27 protein-coding genes and 2 pseudogenes are annotated in these 26,773 nt (G+C 66.6%); 17 read left to right on the forward strand and 12 right to left on the reverse strand.

What is annotated here, in order from left to right:
- Positions 1-72: 72 nt before the first annotated feature.
- From VGV41_RS02325 to VGV41_RS02340, 4 genes are read left to right on the forward strand one after another with little or no spacing between them, the layout of a single operon-like run.
- Entirely contained in the window at positions 73-657 is a 585-nt protein-coding gene (locus VGV41_RS02325) for a DUF1285 domain-containing protein (protein ID WP_326862034.1), read from the forward strand.
- Complete coding sequence (locus VGV41_RS02330) at positions 657-1,325, forward strand: CoA pyrophosphatase (RefSeq protein WP_326862035.1); 669 nt, start codon at positions 657-659, stop codon at positions 1,323-1,325. The genes VGV41_RS02325 and VGV41_RS02330 overlap by 1 nt, the downstream gene beginning before the upstream one ends.
- Before the next feature lie 7 nt (positions 1,326-1,332).
- The gene (locus VGV41_RS02335; RefSeq protein WP_326862036.1) at positions 1,333-1,596 is read left to right on the forward strand and encodes a DUF6111 family protein; all 264 of its coding nucleotides are present in this window, start codon (positions 1,333-1,335) and stop codon (positions 1,594-1,596) included.
- Entirely contained in the window at positions 1,593-2,855 is a 1,263-nt protein-coding gene (locus VGV41_RS02340; protein ID WP_326862037.1) for a CCA tRNA nucleotidyltransferase, read from the forward strand. Before VGV41_RS02335 ends, VGV41_RS02340 begins: the two co-directional genes overlap by 4 nt.
- 20 nt (positions 2,856-2,875) lie before the next feature.
- On the opposite strand, the gene VGV41_RS02345 is transcribed toward VGV41_RS02340, so the two are convergent.
- Positions 2,876-3,589, reverse strand: coding sequence for an outer membrane protein (locus VGV41_RS02345; RefSeq protein ID WP_326862038.1), 714 nt, complete (start codon positions 3,587-3,589; stop codon positions 2,876-2,878).
- 382 nt (positions 3,590-3,971) lie between these two features.
- Between VGV41_RS02345 and VGV41_RS02350 the strand changes: the two genes are divergently transcribed.
- Both VGV41_RS02350 and VGV41_RS02355 read left to right on the forward strand, forming a co-directional pair.
- A complete protein-coding gene (locus VGV41_RS02350; RefSeq protein ID WP_414705045.1) occupies positions 3,972-4,217 on the forward strand; it encodes a hypothetical protein in 246 nt (81 codons plus the stop codon).
- 96 nt (positions 4,218-4,313) lie between these two features.
- Positions 4,314-5,075 (forward strand): TSUP family transporter, encoded by a 762-nt coding sequence (locus VGV41_RS02355; RefSeq protein ID WP_326862039.1) that lies wholly within the window; start codon positions 4,314-4,316, stop codon positions 5,073-5,075.
- Between the two features lie 4 nt (positions 5,076-5,079).
- Here the strand turns inward: VGV41_RS02355 and hemF are convergent, their stop codons facing one another.
- Complete coding sequence (gene hemF / locus VGV41_RS02360) at positions 5,080-5,979, reverse strand: oxygen-dependent coproporphyrinogen oxidase (protein ID WP_326862040.1); 900 nt, start codon at positions 5,977-5,979, stop codon at positions 5,080-5,082.
- Between the two features lie 79 nt (positions 5,980-6,058).
- Between hemF and VGV41_RS02365 the strand changes: the two genes are divergently transcribed.
- A complete protein-coding gene (locus tag VGV41_RS02365) occupies positions 6,059-6,856 on the forward strand; it encodes a PIG-L deacetylase family protein (RefSeq protein WP_326862041.1) in 798 nt (265 codons plus the stop codon).
- On the opposite strand, the gene VGV41_RS02370 is transcribed toward VGV41_RS02365, so the two are convergent.
- The gene (locus VGV41_RS02370; protein WP_326862042.1) at positions 6,853-7,317 is read right to left on the reverse strand and encodes a tRNA (cytidine(34)-2'-O)-methyltransferase; all 465 of its coding nucleotides are present in this window, start codon (positions 7,315-7,317) and stop codon (positions 6,853-6,855) included. The genes VGV41_RS02365 and VGV41_RS02370 overlap by 4 nt on opposite strands.
- Before the next feature lie 259 nt (positions 7,318-7,576).
- On the opposite strand from VGV41_RS02370, the gene petA reads away from it, so the two are divergent.
- The 4 genes and pseudogenes from petA to VGV41_RS02390 all read left to right on the forward strand — a co-directional run bounded on the left by petA (position 7,577) and on the right by VGV41_RS02390 (position 11,465).
- On the forward strand, positions 7,577-8,104 hold the full coding sequence (gene petA, locus VGV41_RS02375; protein ID WP_326862043.1) for a ubiquinol-cytochrome c reductase iron-sulfur subunit: 528 nt from the start codon (positions 7,577-7,579) through the stop codon (positions 8,102-8,104).
- Between the two features lie 30 nt (positions 8,105-8,134).
- A pseudogene (locus tag VGV41_RS02380) lies at positions 8,135-10,254 on the forward strand (cytochrome c1).
- Positions 10,255-10,307: 53 nt separating this feature from the next.
- Positions 10,308-10,571, forward strand: coding sequence for a hypothetical protein (locus VGV41_RS02385; RefSeq protein WP_326862044.1), 264 nt, complete (start codon positions 10,308-10,310; stop codon positions 10,569-10,571).
- 18 nt (positions 10,572-10,589) lie between these two features.
- A complete protein-coding gene (locus tag VGV41_RS02390; RefSeq protein ID WP_326862045.1) occupies positions 10,590-11,465 on the forward strand; it encodes an S-methyl-5'-thioadenosine phosphorylase in 876 nt (291 codons plus the stop codon).
- A 3-nt stretch (positions 11,466-11,468) separates the two neighbouring features.
- On the opposite strand, the gene VGV41_RS02395 is transcribed toward VGV41_RS02390, so the two are convergent.
- Positions 11,469-12,113 (reverse strand): DUF5666 domain-containing protein, encoded by a 645-nt coding sequence (locus tag VGV41_RS02395; protein WP_326862046.1) that lies wholly within the window; start codon positions 12,111-12,113, stop codon positions 11,469-11,471.
- A 274-nt stretch (positions 12,114-12,387) separates the two neighbouring features.
- Between VGV41_RS02395 and VGV41_RS02400 the strand changes: the two genes are divergently transcribed.
- Positions 12,388-12,930 (forward strand): adenine phosphoribosyltransferase, encoded by a 543-nt coding sequence (locus VGV41_RS02400; protein WP_326862047.1) that lies wholly within the window; start codon positions 12,388-12,390, stop codon positions 12,928-12,930.
- Positions 12,931-13,051: 121 nt separating this feature from the next.
- Here VGV41_RS02400 and VGV41_RS02405 read toward each other — a convergent pair whose 3' ends face one another.
- The 5 genes from VGV41_RS02405 to VGV41_RS02425 all read right to left on the reverse strand — a co-directional run bounded on the left by VGV41_RS02405 (position 13,052) and on the right by VGV41_RS02425 (position 20,521).
- Positions 13,052-14,242, reverse strand: a complete 1,191-nt coding sequence (locus tag VGV41_RS02405; RefSeq protein ID WP_326862048.1) for a M48 family metalloprotease — start codon at positions 14,240-14,242, stop codon at positions 13,052-13,054.
- A 114-nt stretch (positions 14,243-14,356) separates the two neighbouring features.
- On the reverse strand, positions 14,357-14,920 hold the full coding sequence (locus VGV41_RS02410) for a LemA family protein (protein ID WP_326862049.1): 564 nt from the start codon (positions 14,918-14,920) through the stop codon (positions 14,357-14,359).
- 312 nt (positions 14,921-15,232) lie between these two features.
- Positions 15,233-18,685 (reverse strand): chromosome segregation protein SMC, encoded by a 3,453-nt coding sequence (smc, locus tag VGV41_RS02415; RefSeq protein ID WP_326862050.1) that lies wholly within the window; start codon positions 18,683-18,685, stop codon positions 15,233-15,235.
- A 578-nt stretch (positions 18,686-19,263) separates the two neighbouring features.
- Entirely contained in the window at positions 19,264-19,935 is a 672-nt protein-coding gene (locus VGV41_RS02420; protein ID WP_326862051.1) for a DsbA family protein, read from the reverse strand.
- Between the two features lie 103 nt (positions 19,936-20,038).
- A complete protein-coding gene (locus VGV41_RS02425) occupies positions 20,039-20,521 on the reverse strand; it encodes a DUF721 domain-containing protein (protein ID WP_326862052.1) in 483 nt (160 codons plus the stop codon).
- A 29-nt stretch (positions 20,522-20,550) separates the two neighbouring features.
- On the opposite strand from VGV41_RS02425, the gene mutY reads away from it, so the two are divergent.
- Positions 20,551-21,648 (forward strand): A/G-specific adenine glycosylase, encoded by a 1,098-nt coding sequence (gene mutY, locus VGV41_RS02430; RefSeq protein WP_326862053.1) that lies wholly within the window; start codon positions 20,551-20,553, stop codon positions 21,646-21,648.
- Positions 21,649-21,750: 102 nt separating this feature from the next.
- On the opposite strand, the pseudogene VGV41_RS02435 reads toward mutY, so the two are convergent.
- Positions 21,751-22,248: pseudogene (locus VGV41_RS02435) on the reverse strand (ferritin-like domain-containing protein); the annotation flags it as partial.
- Positions 22,249-22,368: 120 nt separating this feature from the next.
- On the opposite strand from VGV41_RS02435, the gene VGV41_RS02440 reads away from it, so the two are divergent.
- Genes VGV41_RS02440 through VGV41_RS02455 form a run of 4 tightly spaced genes read left to right on the forward strand, consistent with a single transcriptional unit; the run spans position 22,369 to position 25,145 of the window.
- Positions 22,369-22,719, forward strand: coding sequence for a RidA family protein (locus tag VGV41_RS02440; RefSeq protein ID WP_326862054.1), 351 nt, complete (start codon positions 22,369-22,371; stop codon positions 22,717-22,719).
- 59 nt (positions 22,720-22,778) lie between these two features.
- Positions 22,779-24,014 (forward strand): PLP-dependent aminotransferase family protein, encoded by a 1,236-nt coding sequence (locus VGV41_RS02445; RefSeq protein WP_326862182.1) that lies wholly within the window; start codon positions 22,779-22,781, stop codon positions 24,012-24,014.
- 3 nt (positions 24,015-24,017) lie between these two features.
- On the forward strand, positions 24,018-24,659 hold the full coding sequence (locus VGV41_RS02450) for a hypothetical protein (protein ID WP_326862055.1): 642 nt from the start codon (positions 24,018-24,020) through the stop codon (positions 24,657-24,659).
- Between the two features lie 3 nt (positions 24,660-24,662).
- Positions 24,663-25,145, forward strand: a complete 483-nt coding sequence (locus VGV41_RS02455) for a CinA family protein (protein WP_326862056.1) — start codon at positions 24,663-24,665, stop codon at positions 25,143-25,145.
- Positions 25,146-25,149: 4 nt separating this feature from the next.
- Here the strand turns inward: VGV41_RS02455 and VGV41_RS02460 are convergent, their stop codons facing one another.
- Together VGV41_RS02460 and VGV41_RS02465 are read right to left on the reverse strand one after the other, a co-directional pair.
- Positions 25,150-25,362 (reverse strand): hypothetical protein, encoded by a 213-nt coding sequence (locus VGV41_RS02460; protein WP_326862057.1) that lies wholly within the window; start codon positions 25,360-25,362, stop codon positions 25,150-25,152.
- 24 nt (positions 25,363-25,386) lie between these two features.
- Entirely contained in the window at positions 25,387-26,523 is a 1,137-nt protein-coding gene (locus VGV41_RS02465) for a site-specific DNA-methyltransferase (protein WP_326862058.1), read from the reverse strand.
- Positions 26,524-26,773: the final 250 nt, after the last annotated feature.

Consider the following 26,773-nt stretch of genomic DNA (forward strand, 5'->3'; position numbering starts at 1 on the left):
CTTCCGGCTTCCAGACGTTGAATCACGAAAACGCGAACAGCCGCGGCGACCGCATTAAACGTAAGGCAAACAATGGCGAAGGCAGGGCAGGGCGGGTTGGAGGCGATCGCGGCGGCGCTGCCCCGCGACAAGGGCTTGCCGCCGGTCGAGCGGTGGAATCCGCCGTTTTGCGGCGATATCGACATGCGCATCGCCGCGGATGGCGTCTGGTTCTATCAGAAAACGCCCATCGGCCGCCCGGCGCTGGTGAAGCTGTTCGCCTCGGTGCTGAAGAAGGAGGGGGACAAGTATTTTCTCGTCACCCCGGTCGAGAAGGTCGGGTTAAAGGTCGACGACGTACCTTTCCTCGCCGTCGAGATGTCCGCCGGCGGGGACGACCAGGGCCGCCAGATGCTCACTTTCCGTACCAATGTCGACGATTCCGTCACGGCCGGGCCCGGCCACGCTTTGCGCTTCGAACCGGAGGTAACCGGGGGCCTGCGGCCCTATCTGCATGTGCGCCGCGACCTGTGGGCAAAGGTGACGCGGGCCGTATTCTACGACCTCGTGGCGCTGGGCGAGGAGCGCGTCGCCGACGGCCGGCGGATGTTCGGCATCGCCTCGGCCGGCGCGTTCTTCCCGATGGTCGAGGCCGACGCCCTGCGGGAGTTCGCCTGATGCAGAAGCCGGTCATGAAAGCGGCGCCGGCGCTGTCGGCCGCGGACTTCTTCGCCCGCGTGCGCGAGCGGCTGACGCTCGAGACGCCGACCGGGCTCAACGATCCCAACATCGTGCCGAAGCGCGGCGATCACGACGTCGATCCGATCATGGAAAAGATCGCGCTGGTGCGGCCGATCCGCCCGGCGGCAGTGCTCATTCCGGTGGTCGAGCACGCCGAGCCGACCGTGCTGCTGACGCAGCGCGCGCAGCATCTGCCCGATCATCCGGGGCAAGTCTCCTTCCCCGGCGGGAAAATTGACAAGAGCGACAAGGACCCGATGCATTCGGCGTTGCGCGAGGCGGAAGAAGAGATCGGCCTTGATCGTGCTCACATCGAGCCGCTCGGCTATCTCGACGTTTATATGACCACGCTTGGCTATCGCATCGTGCCGGTGATCGCGCGCGTGAAGCCCGGCTTCGAGCTGACCCTGAACACCGGCGAGGTCGACAACGTCTTCGAGGTGCCGCTCACTTACGTGATGGACATGGCCAACATGCAGCGGCATGCGCGCGAATGGCAGGGCATGACACGACACTATTATGCGATCACCTTCGGCGAGCGTTACATCTGGGGCGTGACCGCCGGCATCCTGCGCAATCTCTACGACCGCGTCTATCGCGAGTGAGCCGGACATGATCCGCACCGGCCTCACCGAACTGCTGCTGTTCCTGACGCCGTTCGCGCTCTATGCGGCCTTCCTGTTTGCGACCCGCGCAGGCGTGCTCGATCCGAAATCGTGGCCGCCGCGCCATGTGCTTCTCCTGGTGATCGCCGCGCTGCTGCTGGTGATCGGCAGCTTCCTCTATCTCGCGCAATTCTCCGGTGCGCCGGTCGGGACGAGCTATGCCCCGGCGCATCTGGAGAACGGCCGGCTCGTGCCGGGGGCCTACAAATGAACGGCGGCCGCACCGATCGCAAGCTCGACGCCGCGTGGCTTCGCGAGGGGCCGCTGCCGCGGCTGCTCGCCGTGCTGGACCGCGACGGCGAGGAGGCGCGCGTCATCGGCGGCGCCGTGCGCAATGCCCTGCTCGGCGAGCCGGTGCACGAATACGACGTCGCCACCACGGCCGTGCCAGAGGAGGTGGTGCGCCGCGTCACGGCCGCCGGCTTCAAGGCGGTGCCGACCGGCATCGCGCACGGCACTGTCACCGTCGTCATCGACCGGCATCCGTTTGAGGTGACGACGCTGCGGCTCGATGTCGAGACCTATGGCCGCTACGCCAAGGTCGAGTTCGGCCGCGACTGGGCCGGCGACGCGCACCGGCGCGATTTCACCATTAACGCGCTGTCGGTGACCGCCGACGGCAGCATCCACGACTACACGAACGGTCTCGCCGATCTCGCGGCGCGGCGCGTGCGCTTCATCGGCGAGGCGAAGACGCGCATCGCCGAAGACTATCTGCGCATCCTGCGCTTTTTCCGCTTTCACGCCGCCTACGGGCTTGGCGATCCCGACCGCGATGGCCTTTCCGCCTGCGTCGAAGGCCGTGCCGGGCTCGACCAATTGTCGCGTGAACGCGTGCGCATGGAGATGATGAAACTCCTGCTCGCGGCGCGGGCGACGCCGACGCTCGCGGTGATGGGCGAAGTCGGTCTCCTGCTGCGCGTGCTCGGCGGCGTGCCTTATCTCGCGACCTTTGAGATGATGAGCAAGGTGGAAGCCGCCGCAGGTATCGCGCCGGACGCGGCGCGGCGGCTCGGCGCGCTCGGTGCGGCCACGCCGGAGGACGCCGAGCGGCTGTGGCAGCGGCTGCGGCTCACCAATGCCGAGCATGCGCGGCTTGCGGCCATGGGCGCGCATTGGCGGAACTTATCGCCGGTGCAGGGAGAGCAGGCGGCGCGCGCGGCGTTGTATCGCCTGAAACCCGAGCACTATGTCGATTGCGCGCTGCTCGCCTGGGCGCGCGCGCAGGCATCGGCGCATGACGAAGCCTGGCGCGCACTGGTGACGCTGCCGCAACGCTGGACCGCGCCGGTGTTTCCGCTCAAGGCGGCAGACTTCATGGCGCGCGGCATCGAGAAAGGTCCGGCGCTCGGCGCCGCGATGCGTGCGGCAGAGGAAGTCTGGATCGAGCGCGGATTTTCCAGCGACCAAAGCGCGCTCCGCGCCATTGCCGACGCAGCATTGCGCTCAGCCGGAGGCCGCTCCGCTTAAGTATGGCGCTTCACTTCCGGTTAGTGCCCGGACCAGAATTGGTAGTTGAGGCCTACGCGGAAAATGTCGTCACTGAGGTGGCGCGTTTCTGGGGTGATGCCGGTTATACCGTTCAGGAAATCGTTATTCGCGAGCCAGACATGAAGGTACTCGGCTTTGACCGACCATTGCGGTGCAAACATCCATTCGACGCCACCGCCGACCGTGCCGCCGGACATCGTATGTGCGTCGGAGCCGACCAACGTGCCGGCGCCGTTGAATTCGTCAACATTGACTCGCGCCCAGGCAACGCCACCGGTCGCATACAACAACCAGTTATTATAGAGCGCGTACCCGACGCGCCCCCGCAGCGTGCTTATCCAGCTTTCCTTGATCGTTTCGCTGAATGCCGTGTTGAAGGCGGGTGCTGCCAGGTTCGAGGACCCTTTCTTGTTCGTCCATGAAAAATCGCCCTCGACGCCAAAGACCCAACTGTCCATTTGGTAATTACAGCCGATCGTGCCGCCGGCCAATCCGCCCGAAAGGTTGTGACTGGCGACTTTGGTTCCAAGCGCGCTGTCGGCGCTGGATGATCCCCAGTTTCCGCCTCCTTCAGCACCGACATAGCAGCCGGTCCAGTTGTAGGGTGCCGCAATCGGCGTCCGGTAGGCTGGCGCCTTGACCGGCATGTCCGCGGCAAAGGCTGAAACGCTCAACGCGCTTGTCGCCAATAGCGCAACAACGAAACGACGCATATTGTCCTCCTCGACCGACCGCGCACGACCAACGCGCTCATGTTTCCCTGACGGAGAGTGTGATTCGCCCCAGCTGTCGTCTTGCTGATGCCAGGGATTAGAAGAGGATGCGGCGTCCCACTCAATCCGTGAATCTCCGTAGCGAACGAATTTATATATGCAATTCGCGATGTCGTTGCGGCTCGGCAACGAATCGCGTGACGATTATCAATGTTATATTTCGCCGTTATTCTCGCCGATGGCGCGTCGAGTACCCCGGCCGGCTGTTGCGTATTTAAGTGGTATGGATATGTTTCTCCGTCGTCGGCGGGCTCGGGCGCGGGCTTGAAAAATGACGGCGAAAATCCGATCTTACAATTGACGTTCATCAAGCAGGCTCGCCATGTCGCGCCGTGACACACCGCAGGACCTCGCCCGCCGGATGGCCGACGCCGGCGCGCGGCGGAAAGCGTCGGACGGGTTCCGCCGCGAGACCTTCGCGCTGCCGCGCGAGGAGGCGCGAGCCAAGGCGCGCGCGTTCTTCGCCCGCTATCCCAAGGCAGCCTACATGACCGAGATCGAGAGCTGGCGCGAACTGCCCGACGACGGAATCGAGTTCACCATGCGGCGGCTCCCCACCGCGGATTGACGTTGATAAACGCAAATCCCTCCCTTGTGCCGGATGGCCGGCCGCGCTGAGAGTGCGCCGGCAGCCGGGTTCGTCCGGCCGTTGGGCAGTAGTGCGGTGGACATTCTCTCCGGCTTTCACGACATCTCGCTGGCGCAGCTTCTGCTCGTCGCTGCGGTCGCGTTCGTGGCCTCGCTGCTCGGCGGCGTGACCGGCTACGGCACCGGTGCGCTGATGCCGCTGGTCCTGGTGCCATTGGTCGGCGCCGCGCCGATCGTGCCGATCATCGCCATCTCGTCATTGCTCAGCAATACGAGCCGCATGTCGGCCTTCCTGCGTTACGTCGACTGGCGGCGCAGCTTCATCGTCATTGTCTGCGCGGCGCCAACCTGCGTGCTCGGCGCCTGGGGTTATGCGCATCTCTCCGGCGCGGGCGCGGCGCTCGTCATAGGCAGCATGCTGATCGCCAGCGTGCCGCTGCGGCGGCTGCTGAAGCACCGCGGCGTGACGTTCGGCGACGGCGGCCTCGCGCTCGGCGCGGCCGGTTACGGCGTCATCGTCGGCGGCACCACCGGATCCGGCGTGCTCCTGTTGTCGCTGCTGCTCGCGGCCGGGGTCGGCAGCGTCGGCGTGATCGCCACGGATTCCGCGATCTCCATCGTCATTGGCCTGGTGAAGGTGGCGGTGTTCGGCGTCGCCGGCGTCATCGACGCGCGGGTCATCGCCTTCGCGCTGCTCATCGGTATCGTCGCCTTGCCCGGCGCATTTCTCGCCAAAGCCTTCGTCGAGCGCATGCCGCTGCATGTGCACACGGCGCTGCTCGACGCCGTGGTGCTGGTCGGCGGCTGCTTCCTGATCTATCGCGCCTTCAGCGGCTGAGCGATTATGGCCACTTCACCACCGGCGGCATCGACGACAGGATCGAATCGACATTACCCCCGGTCTTGAGGCCGAAGATCGTGCCGCGATCGTAGAGCAGGTTGAACTCGACATAACGGCCGCGCCGGACGAGTTGCTCCTCGCGCTCGGCCTCGCTCCACCGCGTTGCGAAATTGCGGCGCACCAGTTCCGGATAGATCGACAGGAAAGCGCGGCCGACGTCCTGCGTGAAGGCGAAGGCGGCGTCCCAGTCGTCCTCGAGATAATCGTAGAAGATCCCGCCGATGCCGCGCATTTCATTGCGGTGCTTGAGAAAGAAGTATTCGTCGCACCACGTTTTGTATTTCTCGTAAGGCGCGACCGCCGCATGTGCGTCGCAGGCGCGCTGCATCGCCGCGTGGAAGGAGAGGGTGTCGGGATCGGTCTGTGTGCGCCGCGCATCGAGGACCGGGGTGAGATCGGCACCGCCGCCGAACCAGGCCTTCGAGGTGACGACGAAGCGCGTGTTCATGTGCACGGCCGGCACGTGCGGGTTCTGCGGATGCGCGATCAGCGAGATGCCGGACGCCCAGAAGCGCGGGTCATCGCTCGCGCCCGGGATCTGGTTGCGGAATTCCGGTGCGAATTCGCCGAACACGGTCGAGCAGTGCACGCCGACCTTCTCGAAGAGGCGGCCGCGCATCATGTTCATGACGCCGCCGCCGCCGCCGGCGCCGGTATGGTCGGTGCGCTGCCACGGCGTACGCACGAAGCGCCCGGGCGTGCGGTCGCCGAGGGGCGCGGAGGCGGGCAGGGCATCCTCCAGGGCCTCGAAAGCGAGGCAGATGTCGTCGCGCAGCGCTTCGAACCAGGTGCGGGCGCGCGTCTGGCGCTCTTCCAGCAGGTTCTTATCGGGCAGCGTCATGGGCTTCTGGCTCCGCGCGGGTGCTGCTCTTTTACGGGTTCCGCAGGGCACAAACATCGGCTTCCGCGGTTGAGTCAACGTGTCGAGGAAAATCAACGTCGCGCGGAATGACGGCCTGCTCGCCCAGTTGATGGCGCCGGAGCGGCCGCTCTTGCCGTTCAAGACGGTGGTCATCGTGGCGCATCCCGGCGACGAAACGCTGGCCTGCGGCGCCCTGCTGCCCCGCTTTCCGGACATCTGCATCGTGCACGTCACCGACGGCGCCCCGCATACGGTAACGGCGGCGCGCGAGCATGGCTTTCATCACTGGGCGGACTATGCGCTGGTGCGGCGCAAGGAACTCGAGCGCGCGGCCGCCGTCGGCGGCCTTCGTGCGCCGGTCTTGAAGACGCTCGGGCTCCCCGAGCGCAGCGCCGCCCTGCGCCTCGCCATCCTGACCCGGGCGCTGCTCGGCTTCATCGCCGGAGCGGAGCTCGTCCTCACCCACGCCTTCGAAGGCGCGGATCCGGACCACGATGCCATCGCCTTCGCGGTCGCCGCGGCGCGCAGCCGCATGCGCGGGCGCGCGCCGGTGGTCGTCGACATGCCGCTTTACCGCCGCCAGGATACCGGAGACGGCGCCGTCCGCCTGCGGCTCACCCACGACGAGCGCGTGCGCAAGGCGCGCATGCTCGCCGAATTCGCCTCCCAGCAGGAAATGCTGATGGCCTTTGGCGTGCGCGACGAGTGCTATCGGATCGCCCCCGAGCAGGATTTCACCCATCCGCCGGACGAGGTGCGCTACGACAGCGTCGAGCGCGGCATCACCGGGGGCCAGTTCGCCCAGTTGGCGCGAGCGGCGCGCGGCGAGCTGGGGCTCGACTCGGTGCCCGCCTAAAGGCCGGCAGGGCCAGGGCCCGTCTGCCGCAACACTTCTCCCGCCACCATGGCCGCCGCCATCGCCACGTTGAGCGAGCGCAGGCCCTCGCGAATCGGTATGCGCAGGCGTTCGTCGGCGGCGGTATGCACCGCCTCCGGCACACCCGCGCTCTCGCGGCCGAGGAGAAGGATGTCGCTCGCGCGGTAGCTGTAGTCGAGGTAGGAGCGCTCGGCGCGCGTGGTGAGCAGCAGCAGGCGCGCACCTTCGCCCCGCCGCCACGCCTCGAGGGCGGCGAAGGAGACGTGCCGCACGATTTTCACCCGGTCGAGGTAGTCCATTCCTGCACGCCGGAAGGCGCGGTCCGTCACCGGAAAACCGGCCGGCTCGACGATATGCGCCTCGCAGCCGACGCAGGCGCAGAGCCGGAGGATTGTTCCGGTATTCTGCGGGATGTCAGGCTCGTAGAGGGCGATCCGCATCGGTCTTTCGAGAGGGTGCGACGGACCGGCGCAGGGCCGCGAAGGGCATGTCCGCCAATGACTTGTGCAACTCGGTGCCGCCGCCGCGATAGCGGGCTTGCGCTAGGTCCGCAAGGGTGCCAATAGAACCGCACCGAAGCGCCGTCCCTTTCGTTCGAGAGGGCTGCGGCACGCGGTCCGATCCGCCGCCGAGGGATGCGTCCCGAGGTTTCACGCAGCGGGCGGATGATTTTAGCCAGCCGGGGGAGAGGATTAAGACGTGACGACCGTGTCTTCGGCGGAGCACACGCGCCGCGACTTCCTGTACATCGCGACCGGTGCTGTCGCGACCGTCGGCGCCGCTGCGGTTCTGGTGCCGCTCATCAACCAGATGAATCCCGACGCTTCCACGATTGCCGCCGGCGCGCCGGTCGAGATCGACCTGGGCCCGATTGCCGCGGGGCAAATCGTCAAGGTCTTTTGGCGTTCCAAGCCGATCTTTATCTTCCACCGCACGCCGAACGACATCGAGCTCGCCAAGAAGGTCGACGTCGCCTCGTTGCGCGATCCGGAGCCCGATTCGGAGCGCGTGAAGGCCGGCCACGAGCAGTGGCTGGTCGTCATCGGCATCTGCACGCATCTCGGCTGCATCCCGCTCCCGCACGAGGGCAATTACGACGGATGGTTCTGCCCGTGCCACGGCTCGCAGTACGACAGCGCCGGCCGCATCCGCCAAGGACCCGCGCCGAAGAACCTGTACCTGCCGCCGTACAAATTCGTTTCCAACACCAAGATCCGGATCGGCTGATCCGCGGGATTGTTCAATAAAGGTTCGATCATGAGCGGACACTCGACCTATCAGCCGCAGAACGGGTTCATGAAGTGGCTCGAAATGCGGCTGCCGATCGGCGGCCTCATCCACTCCTCGTTCGTCGCCTACCCGACGCCGCGCAACCTGAACTACTGGTGGACGTTCGGCGGCATCCTGTCGTTCATGCTGGGCGTGCAGATCATCACCGGCGTCGTGCTGGCGATGCACTACACGCCCAACGTCGACCTGGCGTTCAAGTCGGTCGAGATGATCATGCGCGACGTCAACTACGGCTGGCTGCTGCGGTACACGCACGCCACCGGCGCATCGATGTTCTTCCTCGCCGTGTACATCCATATGTTCCGTGGCATCTATTACGGGTCATATAAGGCGCCGCGCGAGGTGCTCTGGATCCTCGGCGTCATCATCTACCTGCTGATGATGGCCACCGGCTTCATGGGCTACGTGCTGGTCTGGGGCCAGATGAGCTTCTGGGCCGCCACTGTCATCACCAACCTGTTCTCGGCGCTGCCCGGCGTCGGCGAGACGATCGTCACCTGGCTGTGGGGCGGCTACGCCGTCGGCAATCCGACGCTCAACCGTTTCTTCTCGCTGCATTACCTCTTGCCGTTCGTGATCGCCGGCGTGGTCGTGCTGCACGTCTGGGCGCTACACGTCGCCGGCCAGAACAACCCGACCGGCATCGAGCCGAAGTCGGACAAGGACACGGTGCCGTTCACGCCCTACGCGACGGTGAAGGACGGCTTCGCTATCGCCGTGTTCTGCATCCTGTTCGCCTGGTTCGTCTTCTATCTCCCGAACTATCTGATCCATCCGGACAACTACATCCCGGCCAACCCGGCCGTGACTCCGTCCGAGATCGTGCCGGAATGGTATTATCTGCCGTTCTACGCGATCCTGCGCTCGATCCCGGACAAGCTGGCCGGCGTCGTCGCGCTGTTCTCGTCGATCCTGATCCTGGCCTTCCTGCCGTGGCTCGACACGTCGCGGGTGCGCTCGGGGCGCTACCGGCCGCTGTTCAAGCAGTTCTTCTGGCTGTGGATCATCGCCTGCATCGGGCTGGGCTGGCTCGGCTCGAAACCGCCGGAAGGCGTCTACGTGGTGCTCTCGCGCCTGTTCACCGCGTACTACTTCGGCTTCTTCATCATCATCCTGCCGCTGCTCGGTATCTTCGAGAAAACCAAGCCACTGCCGAATTCGATCTCGGATTCGGTGCTGAAGGCGAAAGCGTGAGCGGGGCAACGGCCATGACCATGACTCGGAACCTCATCGCCCTCTCGCTTGCCGCCGGCGTCGCCATCGCGGCGCTGCCGGCCGCTGCTCAGGAGGCCGCACCTCCGTCGCCGCCGCGGCTGACCTGGTCGTTCTCCGGCCCGTTCGGCATGTACGATCAGGCGCAACTGCAGCGCGGCTTCAAGATCTACCGCGAGGTCTGTTCGAACTGCCACTCGATGAACTTCGTTGCCTTCCGCAACCTCGCCGAGGCCGGCGGCCCGGGCTTCTCCGAGGCGCAGGCGGCAGCAGTGGCGGCCGAGTACAAGATCAAGGACATCGACGACAAGGGCCAGCCGATCGAGCGCGCCGGCCGTCCGGCCGACTATTTCCCGTCGCCGTTCCCGAACGCCGAGGCGGCTGCCGCCACCTACGGCGTGGCGCCGCCGGACATGTCGACGCTCGCCAAGGCGCGCGGCTACACCCGCGGCTTCCCCTGGTTCATCTTCGACATGTTCAGCCAGTACCAGGAGCTGGGACCGGACTACATCCACGCCATTCTAACCGGCTACGAAGACGCGCCGAAGGGCTTCAAGCTGCCGGATGGTGGCCACTACAACAAGTATTTCCCGGGCCACAACATCGCCATGCCGCCGCCGCTGCAGGACGGCCAGGTGAAGTATGACGACGGCACGCCCGAGACCGTCGACCAGTATGCCAAGGACGCGGCTGCTTTCCTGATGTGGGCGGCCGAGCCGAAGCTCGACCAGCGTCACCGCACTGGCTTCCAGGTGCTGATCTTCCTGATCGTGCTCTCCGGCCTCATGTACTTCACCAAGAAGAAGGTGTGGCACGAGGCCGAGGCGCCGCGTGAAGCCGCGCACGGCCAGGATCCGGCCAAGACGACGCTCTGAGCCGCAGCCGGCAAGTCGAGATGCAAAGGGCCCCGCGAGGGGCCCTTTTTCTTATGGGCCCCTTCGCCCAGTCTTTCATCACCACCTCTGCCACGGTCCTCGCTTCCATTGCTGCCTCGCAGGGCTTCGCCCGCAAATGGCAGGCCAACCGCATGAGCCGCAGCCGGATCGACCAGTTGCGCGTCGAGATGGGCAATCCGGAGGTCGATCTCGCCCGCGTCCGCGGCCTTCTGCTCGAGATCATCCGCCGGCACGACGACGGAGTGCTCGCGACGGAACATGTCGACGTGGTAGCCTTGGCGCCCAAGAAGAAATAGTTCGGCGCTCACGTCCTCATGACCAGCTCCATTCTCGGCATCATCGGCGGCTCCGGCATCTACGACCTGCCGGGGCTTCAGAACGTGCGCGAGGAGCGCATCAAGAGCCCGTGGGGCGAGCCGTCCGCGGCTCTGCGCATCGGCGAGATCGGCGGCCTGCCGGTCGTCTTCCTGTCGCGCCACGACAAGGGCCACCGCCTGTCGCCCTCCGACATCAACTACCGCGCCAATATCGACGTGCTGAAGCGCGCCGGCGTCACCGACCTCATCTCGCTGTCGGCCTGCGGCTCGTTCAGGGAGGACATGCCGCCCGGGACCTTCGTCATGGTCGACCAGTTCGTCGACCGCACGCATCTGCGGCAGACCTCGTTCTTCGGCAAAGGCTGCGTCGCGCATGTGTCGATGGCGCATCCGGTGGCGCCGCGGCTGCATATCCGCCTTGCCGAAGCGGCGCGCGAGGAGGGCATCGCCTTCGCCCGCGCCGGTACTTACGTCTGCATCGAAGGGCCGCAGTTCTCCACTTACGCGGAGAGCATGACCTACAAGACGCTCGGCTATTCGGTCATCGGCATGACCAACCTGCCGGAGGCCAAGCTCGCCCGCGAGGCGGAGATTTGTTACGCCACGGTGGCGATGGTCACCGACTTCGATTGCTGGCATCCCGAGCACGACGCGGTCACCGTGCAGGACATCGTCAAAGTGCTGGTCGATAACGCCGAGCGCGCCAAGGCTCTTGTGACGCGGTTTGCGCGCGACTTCCCGCGCGAGCACGAGGCGTGCCCGATCGGGTCGGATCGCGCGCTCGACACGGCGCTGATCACCGCACCCGAGGCGCGCGATCCGGAACTGCTGAAGAAGCTCGACGCGGTCGCTGGCCGCGTGCTCGGCCTCTGATCCTCACATCGGCGGCGGCAGATCTTTCGTGCCGACAGTGATGCGATGCGCTTCCAGCGAACCGTCGCCATTTTTGGTCGCGCCGACGACAAATATCCGCGCGTCCGGCTTGAGCTCGGCGCGGTTGCCGGGCTCCAGCGAAACGACCTTGGTGCTGGGCGTGATCTCGACAACCTTCGCGCCGCCTTTGTAGTCGACGGTGATGGTATTGCCTTCGACCTTGTTGACCTTGTTGTCGGTGACACGGCCGGGGCGTCGGCCCACCGTTCCGTTGGTCATGCTGCTTTTCGGTTTGAGATCCCAGGCGCGCGTGCCTTCGCCGGCGCCACGCATCGATTTCGGAAAGATGTGAACCTCGATCGCCTGCAACGTGCCGTCGGTCCGCGGCGTCGCCGCAGTGCCGATGTAGCTTCCCGGCTTGATGTCGGAAAGGCTCGCTTTGGCGACCGAGACGATGGCCGCATCGTCGGCCAGGCGGACGGCGGCCGTGCTGCCATCGGTCTCTTTGATGTCGATGGTATTGCCGCTAATGCTGGTGATCGTGCCCCGCAGGTTGATTGGCGTGGCAGCTAAAGCGGGCAAAGGGCTGAGCGCGAACAGTGTGGCGATCGCGGCCAGGAGTCTGGTTCGGTTTCTGTGTTGGGTCATTCAATCACTCGGCTGTCTTGAGCGCCCCCAGTCCATCGCCCGGTCATCTGGGTGCCAGACTGTGGCTTTCCTTCCGCGCCGCTCATCACAGTCGCGTGGGCGCGCGAGACGGCAGCCAGGTGCCAAGGCGTACCTGACCGAAAATGCCTGCGTTTTCCGGTATGCGCAGGCTTGTCCCGGCCAGCCATGTCTTTTACCACTGGCGGCGCCCGAACGCCGGCCGTCCGGTGTCGGTGCGGGCCCCCCGTGCCGAGCAATCAAGCAAGCGTGATCCATGGATAGTCCGACCCTCGACCTGCGCGACGCGATCCGCTCGATCCCCGACTATCCGAAAAAGGGGATCGTATTTCGCGACATCACCACGCTGCTCGGCAATGCGCGCGCCTTCCGTCGCGCGGTCGACGAACTGGTGCAGCCCTGGGCCGGCTCCAAGATCGACAAGGTCGCCGGCATCGAGGCGCGCGGCTTCATCCTCGGCGGCGCGGTGGCGCATCAGGTATCGGCCGGCTTCGTGCCGATCCGCAAGAAGGGCAAGCTGCCCCATAAAAGGGTGAGCATGACTTACGCGCTCGAATACGGCGAGGATGTCATCGAGATGCACGCCGATGCGCTGGTCTCGGGCGAGCGCGTTGTGCTGGTCGACGATCTGATCGCCACCGGCGGCACGGCCGAGGCGGCGGTGAAGCTGCTGCGTCAACTCGGGGCTGAAGTGCTGGCCGCCTGCTTCGTCATCGACCTGCCAGAGCTCGGCGGCGCCGCGAAGCTGCGCGGCCTCGGCGTGCCGGTGCGGACGCTGATCTCGTTCGAGGGGCATTGATGGCGTGTCGTCGCCGGGTCTGTCCCGGCGACCTCGCTTAAGAGCGCAGTGTGCCCGCCTCATCGCGATGGCCGGGACGAGCCCGGCCATACAATCGGCAGTTAGTGCGCCGCCGGTGCGTTCACCGCTTCGGGCCCCACGGACCGCCAACGCCACCGCCAAGCGGCGGCTGACCCGGCAGGAACGGCTTGCCGGCGCTTTGCCCGGGCTCTGCGCCCCAGGGCCCTTGCGGCGCATTGCCCTGCTGCGGTTCGGGGCCCCACGGACCTTCCTGCGGGCCGCTTTCGATCTGGCCTTGCGGCGGCGGCGCGTCGAGCGCCAGCGGTCCCGGATCGTGGCCGCCGGCAAATTTCACCAGCGCCGCGCAGCGAGCATCGATCGACGGATGCGTGTCGAAGACGTTGGCGAAGCCGACGCGCGGATTGTCGATGCACATCTCCATGACCGCGGAATTGGCGCGCGCCAGCTCGCCGCGGCCCTCGATCTTGCGCAACGCGGTGATCATGGCGTCCGGGTTCTTGGTCAGCTCGACCGAGCCGGAATCGGCGAGGTATTCGCGCTGCCGCGACAGCGCGAAACGAATGACGATGGCGAGGACCCACGCGACCACGACCAGCGCGATGGCGATGATGATGGCGACGGCCGCGCCGCCGCCTTTGCGGTCGCCATCGTCGCGCGAGCGGCGGCCGCCGAAACCGCCGTAGAAGCTTGCCTGGAAGAACAAGCGGAAGATCATCTCGCCGAAGAAGGAGATGGCGCCGGCCATCACCACGGCGATCACCAGCATGCGCACGTCGCCGTTGCGGATGTGGGTGAGCTCGTGGCCGAGCACGGCCTCGAGCTCCTGATCGTTGAGCGCGTCGATCAGGCCGCGCGTCACCGTGATCGAGTACTGCTTCGGATTGAGGCCGGTGGCGAAGGCGTTGAGCGCGTCGTCGTCGGCAATGCGCAGGGTCGGCATGGTGATGCCGCGCGAGATGCAGAGGTTCTCGAGCAGGTTATAGAGCCGCGGCTCCTCGGTGCGTGTGACCGGATGCGCGCCGGTCACCATGTCGATCATCGCCTGATGGAATTTGTAGGCGATCAAGATCCAGACGATCGCGCCGATCGTGGCGAAAGGCGCCGCCTTGACGAAGTCGTAGACCGCCGCGCGCATGAGGGTGTCGATCGGCGCGTCGGGGATCGAGAACGCTTCCGCCACCAGCGCGCCGGCATAGACCAGCACGTAGACGAGCAGGAACAGCCCGATCAGCAGCGCGACCGAGCGGCGCTTGTTCGACTGGATGTGCGTGTAGAGACCGTAGGCGGCCATGGTTCAGGCTTTCACGAGCGCCCTCATGGTTCGAGACCATGAGGGCTCATGAGAGGAGAACTCATCCTGAGGAGGCCGCGTAGCGGCCGTCTTGAAGGATGAGGTCGTAGCTCATCAGAACTTTACGCTCGGCGCCTGATCGAGCGCGGCGCGCTGCTCGCCGAGATCGAAGAAGGTCTTGGCATGGAAGCCGAACATGCCGGCGAACAGAGCAGCCGGGAACTGCTGGATGCCGGTGTTGTACTCCTGCACGGCGCTGTTGAAGAACCGGCGCGAGGCGGCGAGCTTGTTCTCGATGTCGGTCAATTCCATCTGCAACTGCTGGAAGTTCTGGTTCGCCTTGAGGTCGGGATAGGCCTCGGCGACGGCGAAGAGCTGCCGCAGGGCGCCAGTCAGCATGTTTTCGGCGGCGACCTTCTGCTCGACGCCCGGCGCGGCGACGGCGGCGTTACGCGCCTGCACCACGGCCTCGAGCGTGCCGCGCTCGTGCGCGGCGTAGCCTTTCACCGTCTCCACCAGGTTCGGAATGAGGTCGTGGCGCTGCTTGAGCTGCACGTCGATGTCGGCGAAGGCCTGATCGGTGCGCTGCCGCATGGCGACGAGGCCGTTGTAGACGCTGATCGCCCAGATGACGATCACGACGATGACGCCGAGAACGATCCAGCCGGTGACGGACATGAGAAGGGCTCCCAACTCGCGGGTTCGAGTGACGGAAAGGAACCTAGCTCAGATGAGTGGTAATGCGCTATCGACAAACGATTGCGTGGCGGCCTCCGCAGAAGTCCTTGAACGCACGCAAGAAAAAAGGCCCCGAGCCGAAGCTCGGGGCCCTTTCGCCAGACGGCTATTCGGGGGGTAAGGGGGGAGCCGCCCGACTAACTGATCGTGCGGATAACCCCACCGGGACCCGTTGGTTCCTGCCGGTTCGCAAAAATCCGGAATTATTTTGGCGACTTTTGTCGTGTCGGGAGGCGGGCTTTGGAACCCGCCTCAGCTCGCTTCGCGGAAGCGCACCGCGGCTTCGAGGTCGACCGAGACGAGCTGCGACACGCCGCGTTCGGCCATGGTCACGCCGTAGAGCCGGTTCATGCGCGCCATGGTGATCGGGTTATGAGTAATGATCACGAAGCGCGTCTCGGTCGACCGGGTCATCTCGTCGAGCAGGTCGCAGAAGCGCTCGACGTTGTGGTCGTCGAGCGGCGCGTCCACCTCGTCCAGCACGCAGATCGGCGCCGGGTTGGTGAGGAACACCGCGAAGATGAGCGCCATGGCGGTCAGGGCCTGCTCGCCGCCCGAGAGCAGCGACAGCGTCGCCGGCTTCTTGCCGGGCGGACGGGCGAGGATCTCGAGACCGGCCTCGAGCGGGTCCTCGCTCTCGATCAGCTGCAACTCGGCGGTACCGCCGCCGAACAGCTGCGTGAACAGATGCTGGAAGTGCTTGTTCACCTGCTGGAAGGATTCGAGCAGCCGCTCGCGCGCCTCGCGGTTGAGGCTCTGGATGCCCTGGCGCAGCTTCGAGATCGCCTGCACGAGATCGTCGCGCTCGGCGGTGAGCGAGGTGTGCTGCGCCTCGACTTCCGTCAGCTCTTCCTCGGCGCGCAGGTTGACGGCGCCCAGACGCTCGCGCTCGCGGCGCAGCCGCTCGAGCGTCGCTTCGGTCTCGGCGAGATCGGGCAGGGCGTCTTCGGGTTTCAGCTCGGCCATCTCCGCGACATTGGCCGGCTCGGTCTCCAGCATGTCGTGGATCTCGCGCGCAATGTCGGTGAGGCGGCGCTTGGCGGCCTCGTGCCGCTCCTCGGCGCGCGCCAGCTCCTCGCGCGCATGGCTCGCCGCTTCCAGCGCGGCGCGGGCATCGCGATCGGCCTCGGCCTGGGCGTTCTCCGCCGCCTGCAGCCGGTCGGCGCAGGCGCGGCGGTCGGCTTCGGCCAACTGCACTTCGCTGATCAGTGCGTCGCGCTTCTCGGCGAACTGCTGCGGCGCGTTCTCCAGCTCGGCGCGGGCGGCCCGCGCCTCGGCGCTGCGGCTCTCGAGCGTCGCAATCTGGGCGGTGGCGCCGTCGCGGCGCTGCATCGAGGCGGTCTTGTCGGCCTCGAGCGCCTTGAGGCGGCGGTCGGCGAGCTCGGCCTCACGCACGATCGCCTGCTGTTCGGCGCGCACGTCGGCGAGAACGGCGCGCCTGCCGGTGATGTCCTCGCGGACGGTGGTGAGTTCGGCTTCGAGATCGGCGGCGGGCGCGAGCGCGGCGAGGGCAGCTTCCGCCTCGGCGCGGGCGCCGGCGGCCTCGTCGCGCGTGGTGGTGAGGCGCGTGCGCGCTTCTTCCAGCGCCGACACGCGCGCGGCATTGCGGTTGGCTTCGCGCTCGGCCGCTTCGTGCTTGTCGCGGGCGGCATTGAGCTCGCGCTGGCGCTCGCGCGCAGCATTGCGTGCCTCGGTCTCGGCCGTCGCGGCGGTGCGCAGCGTACCTTCGGCGGCTTCCTTCTGCTGACGCGCGCCATCGAGCTCAGCGCGGGCCAACTGCAACTCGGATTCGATCTCGGCGAGGCGGGCGCGCTCGGCCAGCCGACGGGCAGCCCCCGACGGCGCATGCGCGGCGGCGGCGAAGCCGTCCCAGCGCCACAGATCGCCTTCGGCGGAGACGAGGCGCTGGCCAGGCTTGAGCAGCGGCACCAGCCGCACCGCCTCGGCGCGGTCGACGACGCCGATCTGGCTCAAACGCCGGGTCAGTTCGGCCGGCGCCTGCACGTGCTTCGACAGCGGTTCGACGCCTTCCGGCAGCGCCGGATCGGTGGGATCGATGGCCGAGCCCATCCAGCGCATCGGCGCCGACGGATCGGCCGGCGCGTCGAGATCGTCGCCCAGCGCGGCGCCGAGCGCCTTCTCGTAGCCCTTGCCGACCGAGATGTGGTCCATCACCGGCGGCCACAGGTTCTTGGTTTCGACCGCCAGCACCTTGGACAAGGTCTTGGCTTCGGTCTCGAGCCGCTGTACGCGGCGCTCGGCCTCGGCGAGCGGGTTGCGCGCGGCCTCCAGTTTCGCCCGCGCGGCGGCGTGCGCGATCTCGGCGTCGACCGCCGCAGTCTCGGCGGCAGCGACCGCCTGCTGCACGGCCTCGACCGCGGCGGCGAGCGCCGCGAGGTCGGGACCGTCGGTGCCTTTAAGGCCTTCGAGTTCGCGCTCGATGCCGGCGATCTCGTTGTCGGCGCGGGCGGCGCGCGCGCTGTGATCGCGCACCGCGCCTTCGAGCTGGTTGCGCTGCGCGGTCAGCGCCGCGAGCTTCGACGTGATCTCGGAGAAGATCTTCTCGGCGGCGGTCAGCGCCTGATCGGCTTCCGCCACCTTGACGTCGACGCCGGAGCGGCGGCCGGCATTGGCGTGTGCTTCCGCGCGGATCGTCTCTTCCTCGGCGACGATGCGGGCGATGGCGGCGTCCGCGTCGGCGGCGAGCTGACGCTCGCGCTCGCTGTCGGCGGCGAACTGGATGAGCCGCTTGTCGAGCTCGGCGATACGGTCCCTGGCGCGCTGCTCCTCGCGATCGAGATCGGCGAGCGCCAGATTGAGACGATGCAGCGCGGCGCCGGCGGCGGCTTCGGCCTCGCGCAGCTCCGGCAGGGACGTGGCGGCAAGCGCCTGCCGCTTCGAGGCTTCGACCTCGGCCTCGGTGCGCGCGGCGACCTCGCGCACGCACAGATCCTTGGCCGTCTCGGCCTCGGTGACCTCGATCGCCGCCGCGGTCCACCGCAGGTGATAGAGTGTGGCCTCTGCCTTGCGCACCTGCGCCGATACGGTGCGATAGCGCACCGCCTGCCGCGCCTGCTTCTTCAAGGCGTCCATCTGCGCGGCGAGCTGGCCGATGACGTCCTCGGCGCGCAGCAGGTTGGCTTCCGCAGCCTTGAGCCGCAACTCGGCCTCGTGGCGGCGGGCGTGCAGGCCGGAAATGCCGGCGGCTTCTTCCAGCACGCGGCGGCGCTGCTCGGGCTTGGCCTGGATGATCTCGCCGATGCGGCCCTGATGCACCAGCGCCGGCGAACGCGCGCCGGTCGAGGCGTCGGCGAACAGGATCTGGACGTCGCGGGCGCGCACGTCGCGGCCGTTGATGCGATAGTTGGAGCCTGACTCGCGCTCGATGCGGCGCGCGATCTCCAGCATATCGGTGTCGTTGAAGGCCGCCGGCGCGCCGCGATCGGCATTGTCGATCGTCATTGCAACTTCGGCGTTGTTGCGCGCCGGGCGCGAGGTGTTGCCGGAGAAGATCACGTCGTCCATCGACGATGCGCGCATGGACTTGTAGGACGACTCGCCCATGACCCAGCGCAGCGCTTCGACGAGATTGGACTTGCCGCAGCCGTTCGGACCCACCACGCCGGTGAGGCCGGGCTCGATCAGGAAATCGGTCGGTTCCACGAACGACTTGAAGCCGAGGAGGCGCAGCCGGGTGAGCTTCATACGTCTACTTCTCTTGAATCGTCTGGCGGGCTCCGGCGGGAAACGGCCGGAGGCGGTGCCGCACGTCGCAGTGAACAGAAGTGCGTGCTTTTCCGGCCTTGGCCGGTTGCACGGCTATCGCTGTACCGCATTGCCCGGGAGAATGAACAGCCCGCAGGCCGTCGGCAACAGCGGCGCACGAATCGCACGTGGTTTTCCAGATATTTCCGGGAGAGAGGCGGCGAAATTGCGGCGGTAGCGGGCGGGGGCGCTTGAAAACGCTGGAAAATGGGCGAAAACGCGTACCGCGGGCGGCTGCCCAGGCTAATTGCAAATCGCGACGGGAATAATGCTTGGGATAGCGCTCCGGCCGGCTTGCGTTGGCCGACACCAGGAGCCTCGGTGCGAGTCGATCACCGTGCCTGTCCGACGCGAAGATCTGCCACAGGCACTGCCGACTCCCTCTCCCCGTTGGGGAGAGGGTTGGGGTGAGGGGGGTCCGACTCTTGTGCTTTGTAACCCCTCACCCGCCGCACTTCGTGCGGCGGCCTCTCCCAATGGGAGAGGCGAAGCGAGTGTGCGGAGACGCCGGAAGCGACTCAGCCCTTCTTCGCGACCAGCGGGTCGATGATCTTGGCCATGTCGTCGATCGTGACGGCGCCGACCGTGCGCTTGCCGTTGATGAAGAAGGTCGGCGTCGAGTCGACCTGGAATTCCTTGATGCCGCGCTGGCGCACGTCCTCGATGCCGGTCAGGAGCTTCTGGTTCGCGAGGCACTCGTCGAATGACTTCTCGGTGAAGCCGGCCTGCTTGGCGATCGCCATCAGCGGCGGGATCGGCTTCTCGACCGCCCATGTCTGCTGCTGCGCGAACATCGTGTCGATCATCGCGTAATACTTCGCCGAGTCGAGTTCGCCGGCGCAGCGCGCCAGCATGAAGGCGGCGGCGGCGAGATTGTCGAGCGGGAATTCGCGGAAGATGTAGCGCACCTTGCCGGTGTCGATGTAGCGCTTCTTCAGTTCCGGGAACGTGGTCTCCTGGAAATGGGCGCAATGCGGGCAGGTCATCGAGGCGTATTCGACGATGGTCACCGGCGCGTCGGCCTTGCCCATGACCATGTCGGGCAGCGCGCCCGGCTTCATCAGGTCCGACATCGGCACCTGCTCCGGCGGCGCCGCGGCGGCGAAGGAGAACGGGATGGCGCTGAGCATCGTCGAGGCCAGCATCACCGCGGCGGTATGCCGGCAGAAGTCGCGTCGGTTGATCTGCAAGGAGAACTCCTGAAATACGGGGCCCGGTTCCGGTCGCCTTTGCCCTAGCTGGACTGGACAATTGTGGCAATGGCGGGCCGCTCCGCCAAGGTGGCCGGCCGCCTCACTTTCGTTTGATGGCGGCGCCGAGCCGGCCGAGCGCCTCGCGCAGCGGCTCGTCCTTGATGTCGGGCAAGGTTTCGGCGACCTGCGCGACGGCCACCGGATCGAGCGTAGGACGCCGGGCAGGCGCAACGCGCCGGCGCAGCGGCGCCTGGCGGAGCGCGATGCGGCCGATCGCCTGCCAGCCGAAGAAGCGGTTCACCCGTTCCAGGATGACGGCCGATTGATGCTGGATTTCCAGCGCCGCCGGACCTTCGACCCGGAGGATGAGGGTGGCGGGGTCCGGCTGCTCCTCGCGTCCGGTCGGGCGCGGCCAGTTGATCTTCAAGGGCTCGCTCGAGGCGGCGATCTCACGCCCGACGATGTCGGCCCAGCGCGACAGGATCTCGGCCGAGGCGAAACCTTGCGTCTTCAGCACGCCCGATAGGGTTGGTGCCAGAAGTTCGGACAGCGGCCGGGGAAAACTGCGGGCGGGCTTGCTCATGCTGGGGCCAATCGTGTCATCGTCGGCGCATGACCGTAGCAGCCCGTTCGTCTGCGCGAAAGAAAGGCCTCGACGCGCCCGATCCCGCGGCGCTGCTCGCCTGGTACGACCGTCACGCGCGCGTGCTGCCGTGGCGGGCGCGGCGTGGCGCGCGCACCGCGCCGTACCGCGTCTGGCTGTCGGAGATCATGCTGCAGCAGACGACCGTGAAGGCGGTTGCACCCTATTACGCGCGGTTCCTCGACAAGTGGCCGACGGTCGAAGCGCTCGCCGCCGCCACGCTCGACGACGTGCTGCGCGCCTGGGCCGGGCTCGGCTATTACGCCCGTGCGCGCAATCTGCACGCCTGCGCGATAGCAGTGGTCGAACGGCACGGCGGCGTGTTCCCTGAAACGCTCGACGATCTGCGGGCGCTGCCCGGTATCGGCGACTACACCGCGGCGGCGGTCGCCGCGATTGCCTTCGACGCGCCGGCGGTGCCGGTCGATGGCAATGTCGAGCGCGTGGTGACGCGGCTCTACGCCGTCGAAGAGGAATTGCCGGCGGCGAAGCCGCGTATCAAGGAACTGGCGGCGTCGCTGCTGCCGCCGCGCCGCGCCGGCGATTTCGCGCAGGCCTTGATGGATCTCGGCGCCACCATCTGTACGCCGAAGAAGCCCGCCTGCGTACTGTGCCCGTGGAGCGAGGCCTGTGTTGCCCGCGCGCGCGGCGGGCAGGAGCTTTACCCGCGCAAGGCGCCGAAGCGGGAAGGGCGGCTGCGCCGCGGCTGCGCCTTCGTTGCGCTGCGCGCCGATGGCTCGGTGCTGCTGCGCACGCGGCCGGACAAGGGCCTGCTGGCAAAGATGACGGAAGTGCCGGGTAGCGCCTGGACGCACGATTTCAATGTTGCGGACGCGGAGGACGCTGCGCCGCTCGCGGCCAAATGGCGCCGCCTGCGCGGCGTGGTGCGCCACGTGTTCACGCATTTCCCGCTGGAGCTGACCGTATTCGTGGCGCAAGTGCCACGCGCGACGAAAGCGCCAAAGGGCGCGCGCTGGGTCAAGCTCGACGCCGCCGGCGACGAGGCGCTGCCGAACGTCATGCGCAAGGTGCTTGCGCATGCGCTCGACAGCGCGCCGTCAGAGTAAGTCTCAGATCGCCGGGATGCCGGCCGCGGCGACGAGCACCGCGTTCTCCGCCTGCTCGATACGGCCGGGCCGCTTCGCCTGGCGCTTCTTCTGCGCGGCCAGCGCCTTTTTGTTGATCTTGCGCACCGCGATGCCGCTGAGCTTCTTGTCGGTCGCCTTCTCCTCCTTGAGGTTCATGGCGAGCAGCTTGGCGACCGAGGTGTGCCCGAGCAGCTTCGCCCAGGCGACCAAAGTGCCGTATCGCGTCATCTCGTAGTGTTCGACCGCCTGCGCCGCCGCGATCAGCGCCGCGTTGAGCACCACCTTGTCGTCGATCTCGCCGGCGATCTCGTTGGCCTCGTCGATGATGCCGTCGATGGCCGGGCACTTCGTGCCCTGCGGCTTCTGCTTCAGCGCCTTGAAGGCGCGGTCGAGGCGTTTGATCTGCCCCTTGGTCTGGCGCAGGTGCATGTTGAAGCTCTTCTTGAGCTCGGCATCGGACGCCTTTGCCACCATGTCCGGCAGCGCCTTCGCGATCTGATGTTCGGCGTAATAGATGTCCTGCAGTGTGTGCAGGAACAGGTCGTCGATGCTCTGGATGTCGGGTGAGAACCAGCCCATGTGTCGCCTCCTGGAAGTTCCGCTGCAGCTTTAAGCCGGAAGCCCGGCACGGGTTCCCAAGGGGCGCGAAGATCGCTAGGGAAATGACGACCCGTTTGTCTTTCGACACAGAGGAAACGCATGAGCATCCAGCGGATCGAGCCCGGCGCCCGCATGAGCAAGGCCGTGGTGCATGGCGACACCGTCTATCTCGCCGGTATCGTCGCCGACGCCGCCAAGGGCAAGAGCGTCACCGAGCAGACCAGGGACATTCTCGGCCAGATCGACGGCCTGCTGGCCAAGGCCGGCAGCGACAAGTCGAAGGTGCTGACGGCCACCATCTACATCACCGACATGGCGAATTTCGCCGAGATGAACGCGGTGTGGGACAAGTGGGTGTCGGCCGGCAATACGCCGGCGCGCGCCACCGTCGAGGCCGGCCTCGCCGCCGCCGACTACAAGGTCGAGATCATGGTGGTGGCGGCCAAGTGACCGCTTGCGGTCATCCCCGCGAAAGCGGGGATGACGATAGCTGTTGACGCGGAGCGGGTATCTCCATGACGTTCGATTTTGCCCCGCTGGTGCCGGCCGGCGCACCGCCGCCGGCGGCGCGCTGGACCGGCTCGGCGAAGTTCAACTTCACCGGCGGCAACAACGATGCCGACGCCGTGCCGCTCGACGGCCTGATGGCGGCGGCACAGGCGGTGCTGGCGCGCGAGGGCCGCTCGCTGTCGCATTACGGCCTGGCGAGCGGGCCGCAGGGCTATCGGCCGCTGCGCGACTTCCTCGCCGCGAAGTTGAAGCGCGACGCCGGCATGGCGTGCACGGCCGACGATATCCTCATCGTCTCCGGCTCGCTGCAGGCGCTCGACCTGGTCAACGGCGCGCTGTTGGGGCGCGGCGACACGGTGATCTGCGAGCGCGACAATTATCAGGGCACGCTGACGCGCTATCAGCGTCTCGGCGTCACCGCCGTCGGCATCCCGCTCGATGAGCACGGGATGCGCATCGACGCGCTGGAAGCGGCGCTTGCCGAATTGAAGCGCCAGGGCGTGCGGCCGAAGTTCATCTACACCATCCCGACGGTGCAGAACCCGACCGGGACGATCCTGCCCAAGGAGCGCCGCGTCGCGCTGCTGAAGCTCGCCGACGAGTACGGCGTGCCGATCGTCGAGGACGACTGCTACGCCGACCTGATCTGGAGCGGCAACCGGCCGCCCGCGCTCTACGCCATGGGCAAATCCGAAAACGTGATCCACATCGGTTCGTTCTCGAAGTCGATCGCGCCGGCGCTGCGCGTCGGCTTCATCGTCGCGCCGTGGAGCATCATGTCGCGCATGCTGGCGCTGAAGACCGACGCCGGCTCCGGCGCGCTCGAACAGATGGTGCTCGCCGAATACTGCCGCGACAATTTCGCGACGCACGTGCCACAGCTGCGCGTCGCGCTGCGCAAGAAGCTCGACACCTTGATGGAGGCGCTGAACGAGCAGTTCGGCACCGCGGCCGAGTTCGCCGAACCGGAAGGCGGCATCTTCCTGTGGGTGAAACTGCCGGACCAGGTCGACACGCTGGCGCTCTATCAGAAGGCGCTCGCCGCCGGCGTCGCCATTAATCCCGGCCCGGAATGGTCGACGGACAGGGTGCATTCGAAGAGCCGCATGCGGCTGTGCTTCGCCAGCCCCTCGCAGGCCGAGATCCGCGAGGGCATCGCCGTGCTCGCCGACATCTGCCGCAAGGAATTCGGCGTGCCGGAGCGCAGCGCCAACGTCGCACGGGCAAAGGGCTGACCCATGACCGCGCAGCCGGGCATTCTCGCGATCTGGAACGACGTCAATCCCGGCCGCGAGGCCGATTTCGATCGCTGGTTTCAGACCGAGCATCTGGTCGAGCGGCTCGGCGTGCCGGGCTTCCTCTACGGCAGGCGCCATGAGGCGATTTCGGGCGCCAATCGTTATTTCAATTTGTATGTCGTCGAAGGCCCCGAGGTGCTGACCTCGAAGGCCTATCTCGAACGCCTCGACAATCCGACGCCGATGACGCGGATGGTCATGTCCGAGGTGTTCATCAACATGAACCGCACCATCTGCCGGCGCGTGGCGCGACGTGGCGACTTCCGCGGCAGCTACGCCGTGACGGTGCGCTTCAACGAAGCGGCGGACGAAGCCGCGTTGGTGGCGTTGATGGACGATCTGGTCAGGGACCCCGCTATCGCGTCTGCTGAATTGTGGGTCGCTGCCGAGGCGGGCGGCCCGGTGTCGATGGAAGAGAAGCTGCGCGGCGGCGACAGGAAGATCAAAGCCTGCCTGATGATCGACACGCTGCGGCAGCAGCCGGCGGAAGCGCTCGGCGCGCGCATGGCGAAGGTCTTCCCGCAGGCCGAGGTCGGCGTCTACCGCGTGCTGTGCCAACTCGGCCGCGGTCTGGGAGACTGAGGTATGGATGAGCTCAAGCCGTTCGCCGAGCGGATCGCCGCGTGTCTGATCGCGCGGAAGGAGACGATCGCCATCGCCGAGTCCTCCACCGGCGGCCTGATCGCGGCGGCGCTGCTGGCGCTGCCTGGCGCGTCCGCGTTCTTCCTCGGCGGCGCCGTCGTCTACACCAAGGCGTCGCGTTCGGCGCTGCTCGGCATCGGCGACGCCGAGATGCAGGGGCTGCGGCCGTCGACGGAAGCCTATTCCTTGCTGATCGCGGGCCGCATCCGTGAGCGGCTTGGCGCCAGCTGGGGCATCGGCGAGACCGGCGCGGCGGGGCCGACCGGCAACCGTTACGGCGATGCGGTGGGCCACACCTGCATCGCGGTGTCAGGTCCCATCCAGCGCGCCATCACGCTCGAGACCGGCAGCGCCGACCGCCGCGCCAACATGGATGCGTTTGCGAAAAGGGCGCTGGAGCTGATCGCCGAGGTGGTGGCCAGATAGAGCTTCAGGCCTCTTGCGACCATTCAAGGAAGCCGTGCTCGTCCCATATGGTCAGTTGCTGCTGCAACTTCGGCAGCTTGGATGGGCGGAATACAACTATTTCAAAACTTCGATCGTCGGTGCCCGGATTGACCAGTCCGTAGGCGGCGATGCCCGACACCATTGACGCGACACTCGTTGAAGGCACGTGATCTTTGAATTGAACGATGAGGCGCAAGGCGGCCTCCTCACGAATTTCTAGCTACTCCGCCGCCTCGCTCATCTCCGAGCGCACCTGGGCGCGGAAGGCGTCGATGGGCGTGAGACCCTTGTCGGTCTCGACGTGCCAGAAGGTCCAGCCGTTGCAGGCGTCCAGGCCTTGAGCCAGCGCGCCAATGCGGTGGATCGAGCCGACCTTCTCGCCGAATGACAGCGCGCCGTCGGCGCGCACCAGCGCCTTGTGGCGCTTCTTGGCATCGGTCAGCCGCGCGCCGGGCGTCACCAGCCCGCGTTCGATCAGCGCCGAGAACGGAACGCGCGGCGCCTCGCGCGCGGTGACGAAGGGCGCGATCGACGGCGCTTCGAGCTGTTGCGTCGCGTCGATGCGCTTCTGCGCCTCTCTGGCGTATTTCGTCTCGCGCTCGAAGCCGATGAAGCGCCGGCCGAGATGCTTGGCGACCGATCCGGTGGTGCCGGTCCCGGAGAAGGGATCGAGCACGAGGTCATCGACGCGCGACGACGACAGGATGACGCGGGCGAGCAGCGCTTCCGGCTTCTGCGTCGGATGCAGCTTCTTGCCGTCGCCGCCCTTGAGCCGCTCGTCGCCGGTGCACAAGGGAAGCGTCCAGTCGGAACGGACCTGGATGTCCTCGTTGCCGGCCTTGAGCAGTTCGTAGTTGAACGTGTAGCCCTTGCCGCCCGGCTCGCGCGACGCCCAGATCAGGGTCTCGTGCGCATTGGTGAAGCGGCGGCCGCGGAAATTCGGCATCGGGTTGGTCTTGCGCCAGATGACGTCGTTGAGGATCCAGAAGCCGAGATCCTGCATCATCGCGCCGACGCGGAAGATGTTGTGATAGCTGCCGATCACCCAGATCGTGCCGGATGGCTTGAGCACACGCCGGGCGGCCAGCAACCAGGCGCGGGTGAAGTCATCGTAATCCTTGAAGCTCGCGAACTTGTCCCAGTCGTCGGTGACGGCGTCGACGTGCGAATCGTCGGGGCGCTTGAGATCGCTGGCGAGCTGGAGATTGTAGGGCGGGTCGGCGAAGACGAGATCGACGCTCGCCGCCGGCAATTTCGACATCTCGGCGACGCAATCGCCGACGACGATGCGATGCGAGGGAGTGCTGGAAACTCCACGGGGCGCCCGTGAGGGCGCCCCGCGACGCGACACAACCATGACTCAGAACTCTGACTCACAGACGACGCGGTCGGCGACGCGGGACCTACAACCGACAGGCCTGCATCATGCGCGCGGACAATGAAAAAACGGTTTATGAAAAGTGCTTTCGAGTGGGCAAATTCTGCCGATTTAACGAGAGGTTAGCGGTGGTAGCATGCGCCCGTTCTGCGTCAAATTGGGACGCTGAAGCGCTGCGTGCTTCCAAGCGCCGAGTGGAATGACCATATTGGCGCCACGGGTGACGGAG

Source organism: Pseudolabrys sp. (genome assembly GCF_035943735.1).
GTDB lineage: Bacteria > Pseudomonadota > Alphaproteobacteria > Rhizobiales > Xanthobacteraceae > Pseudolabrys.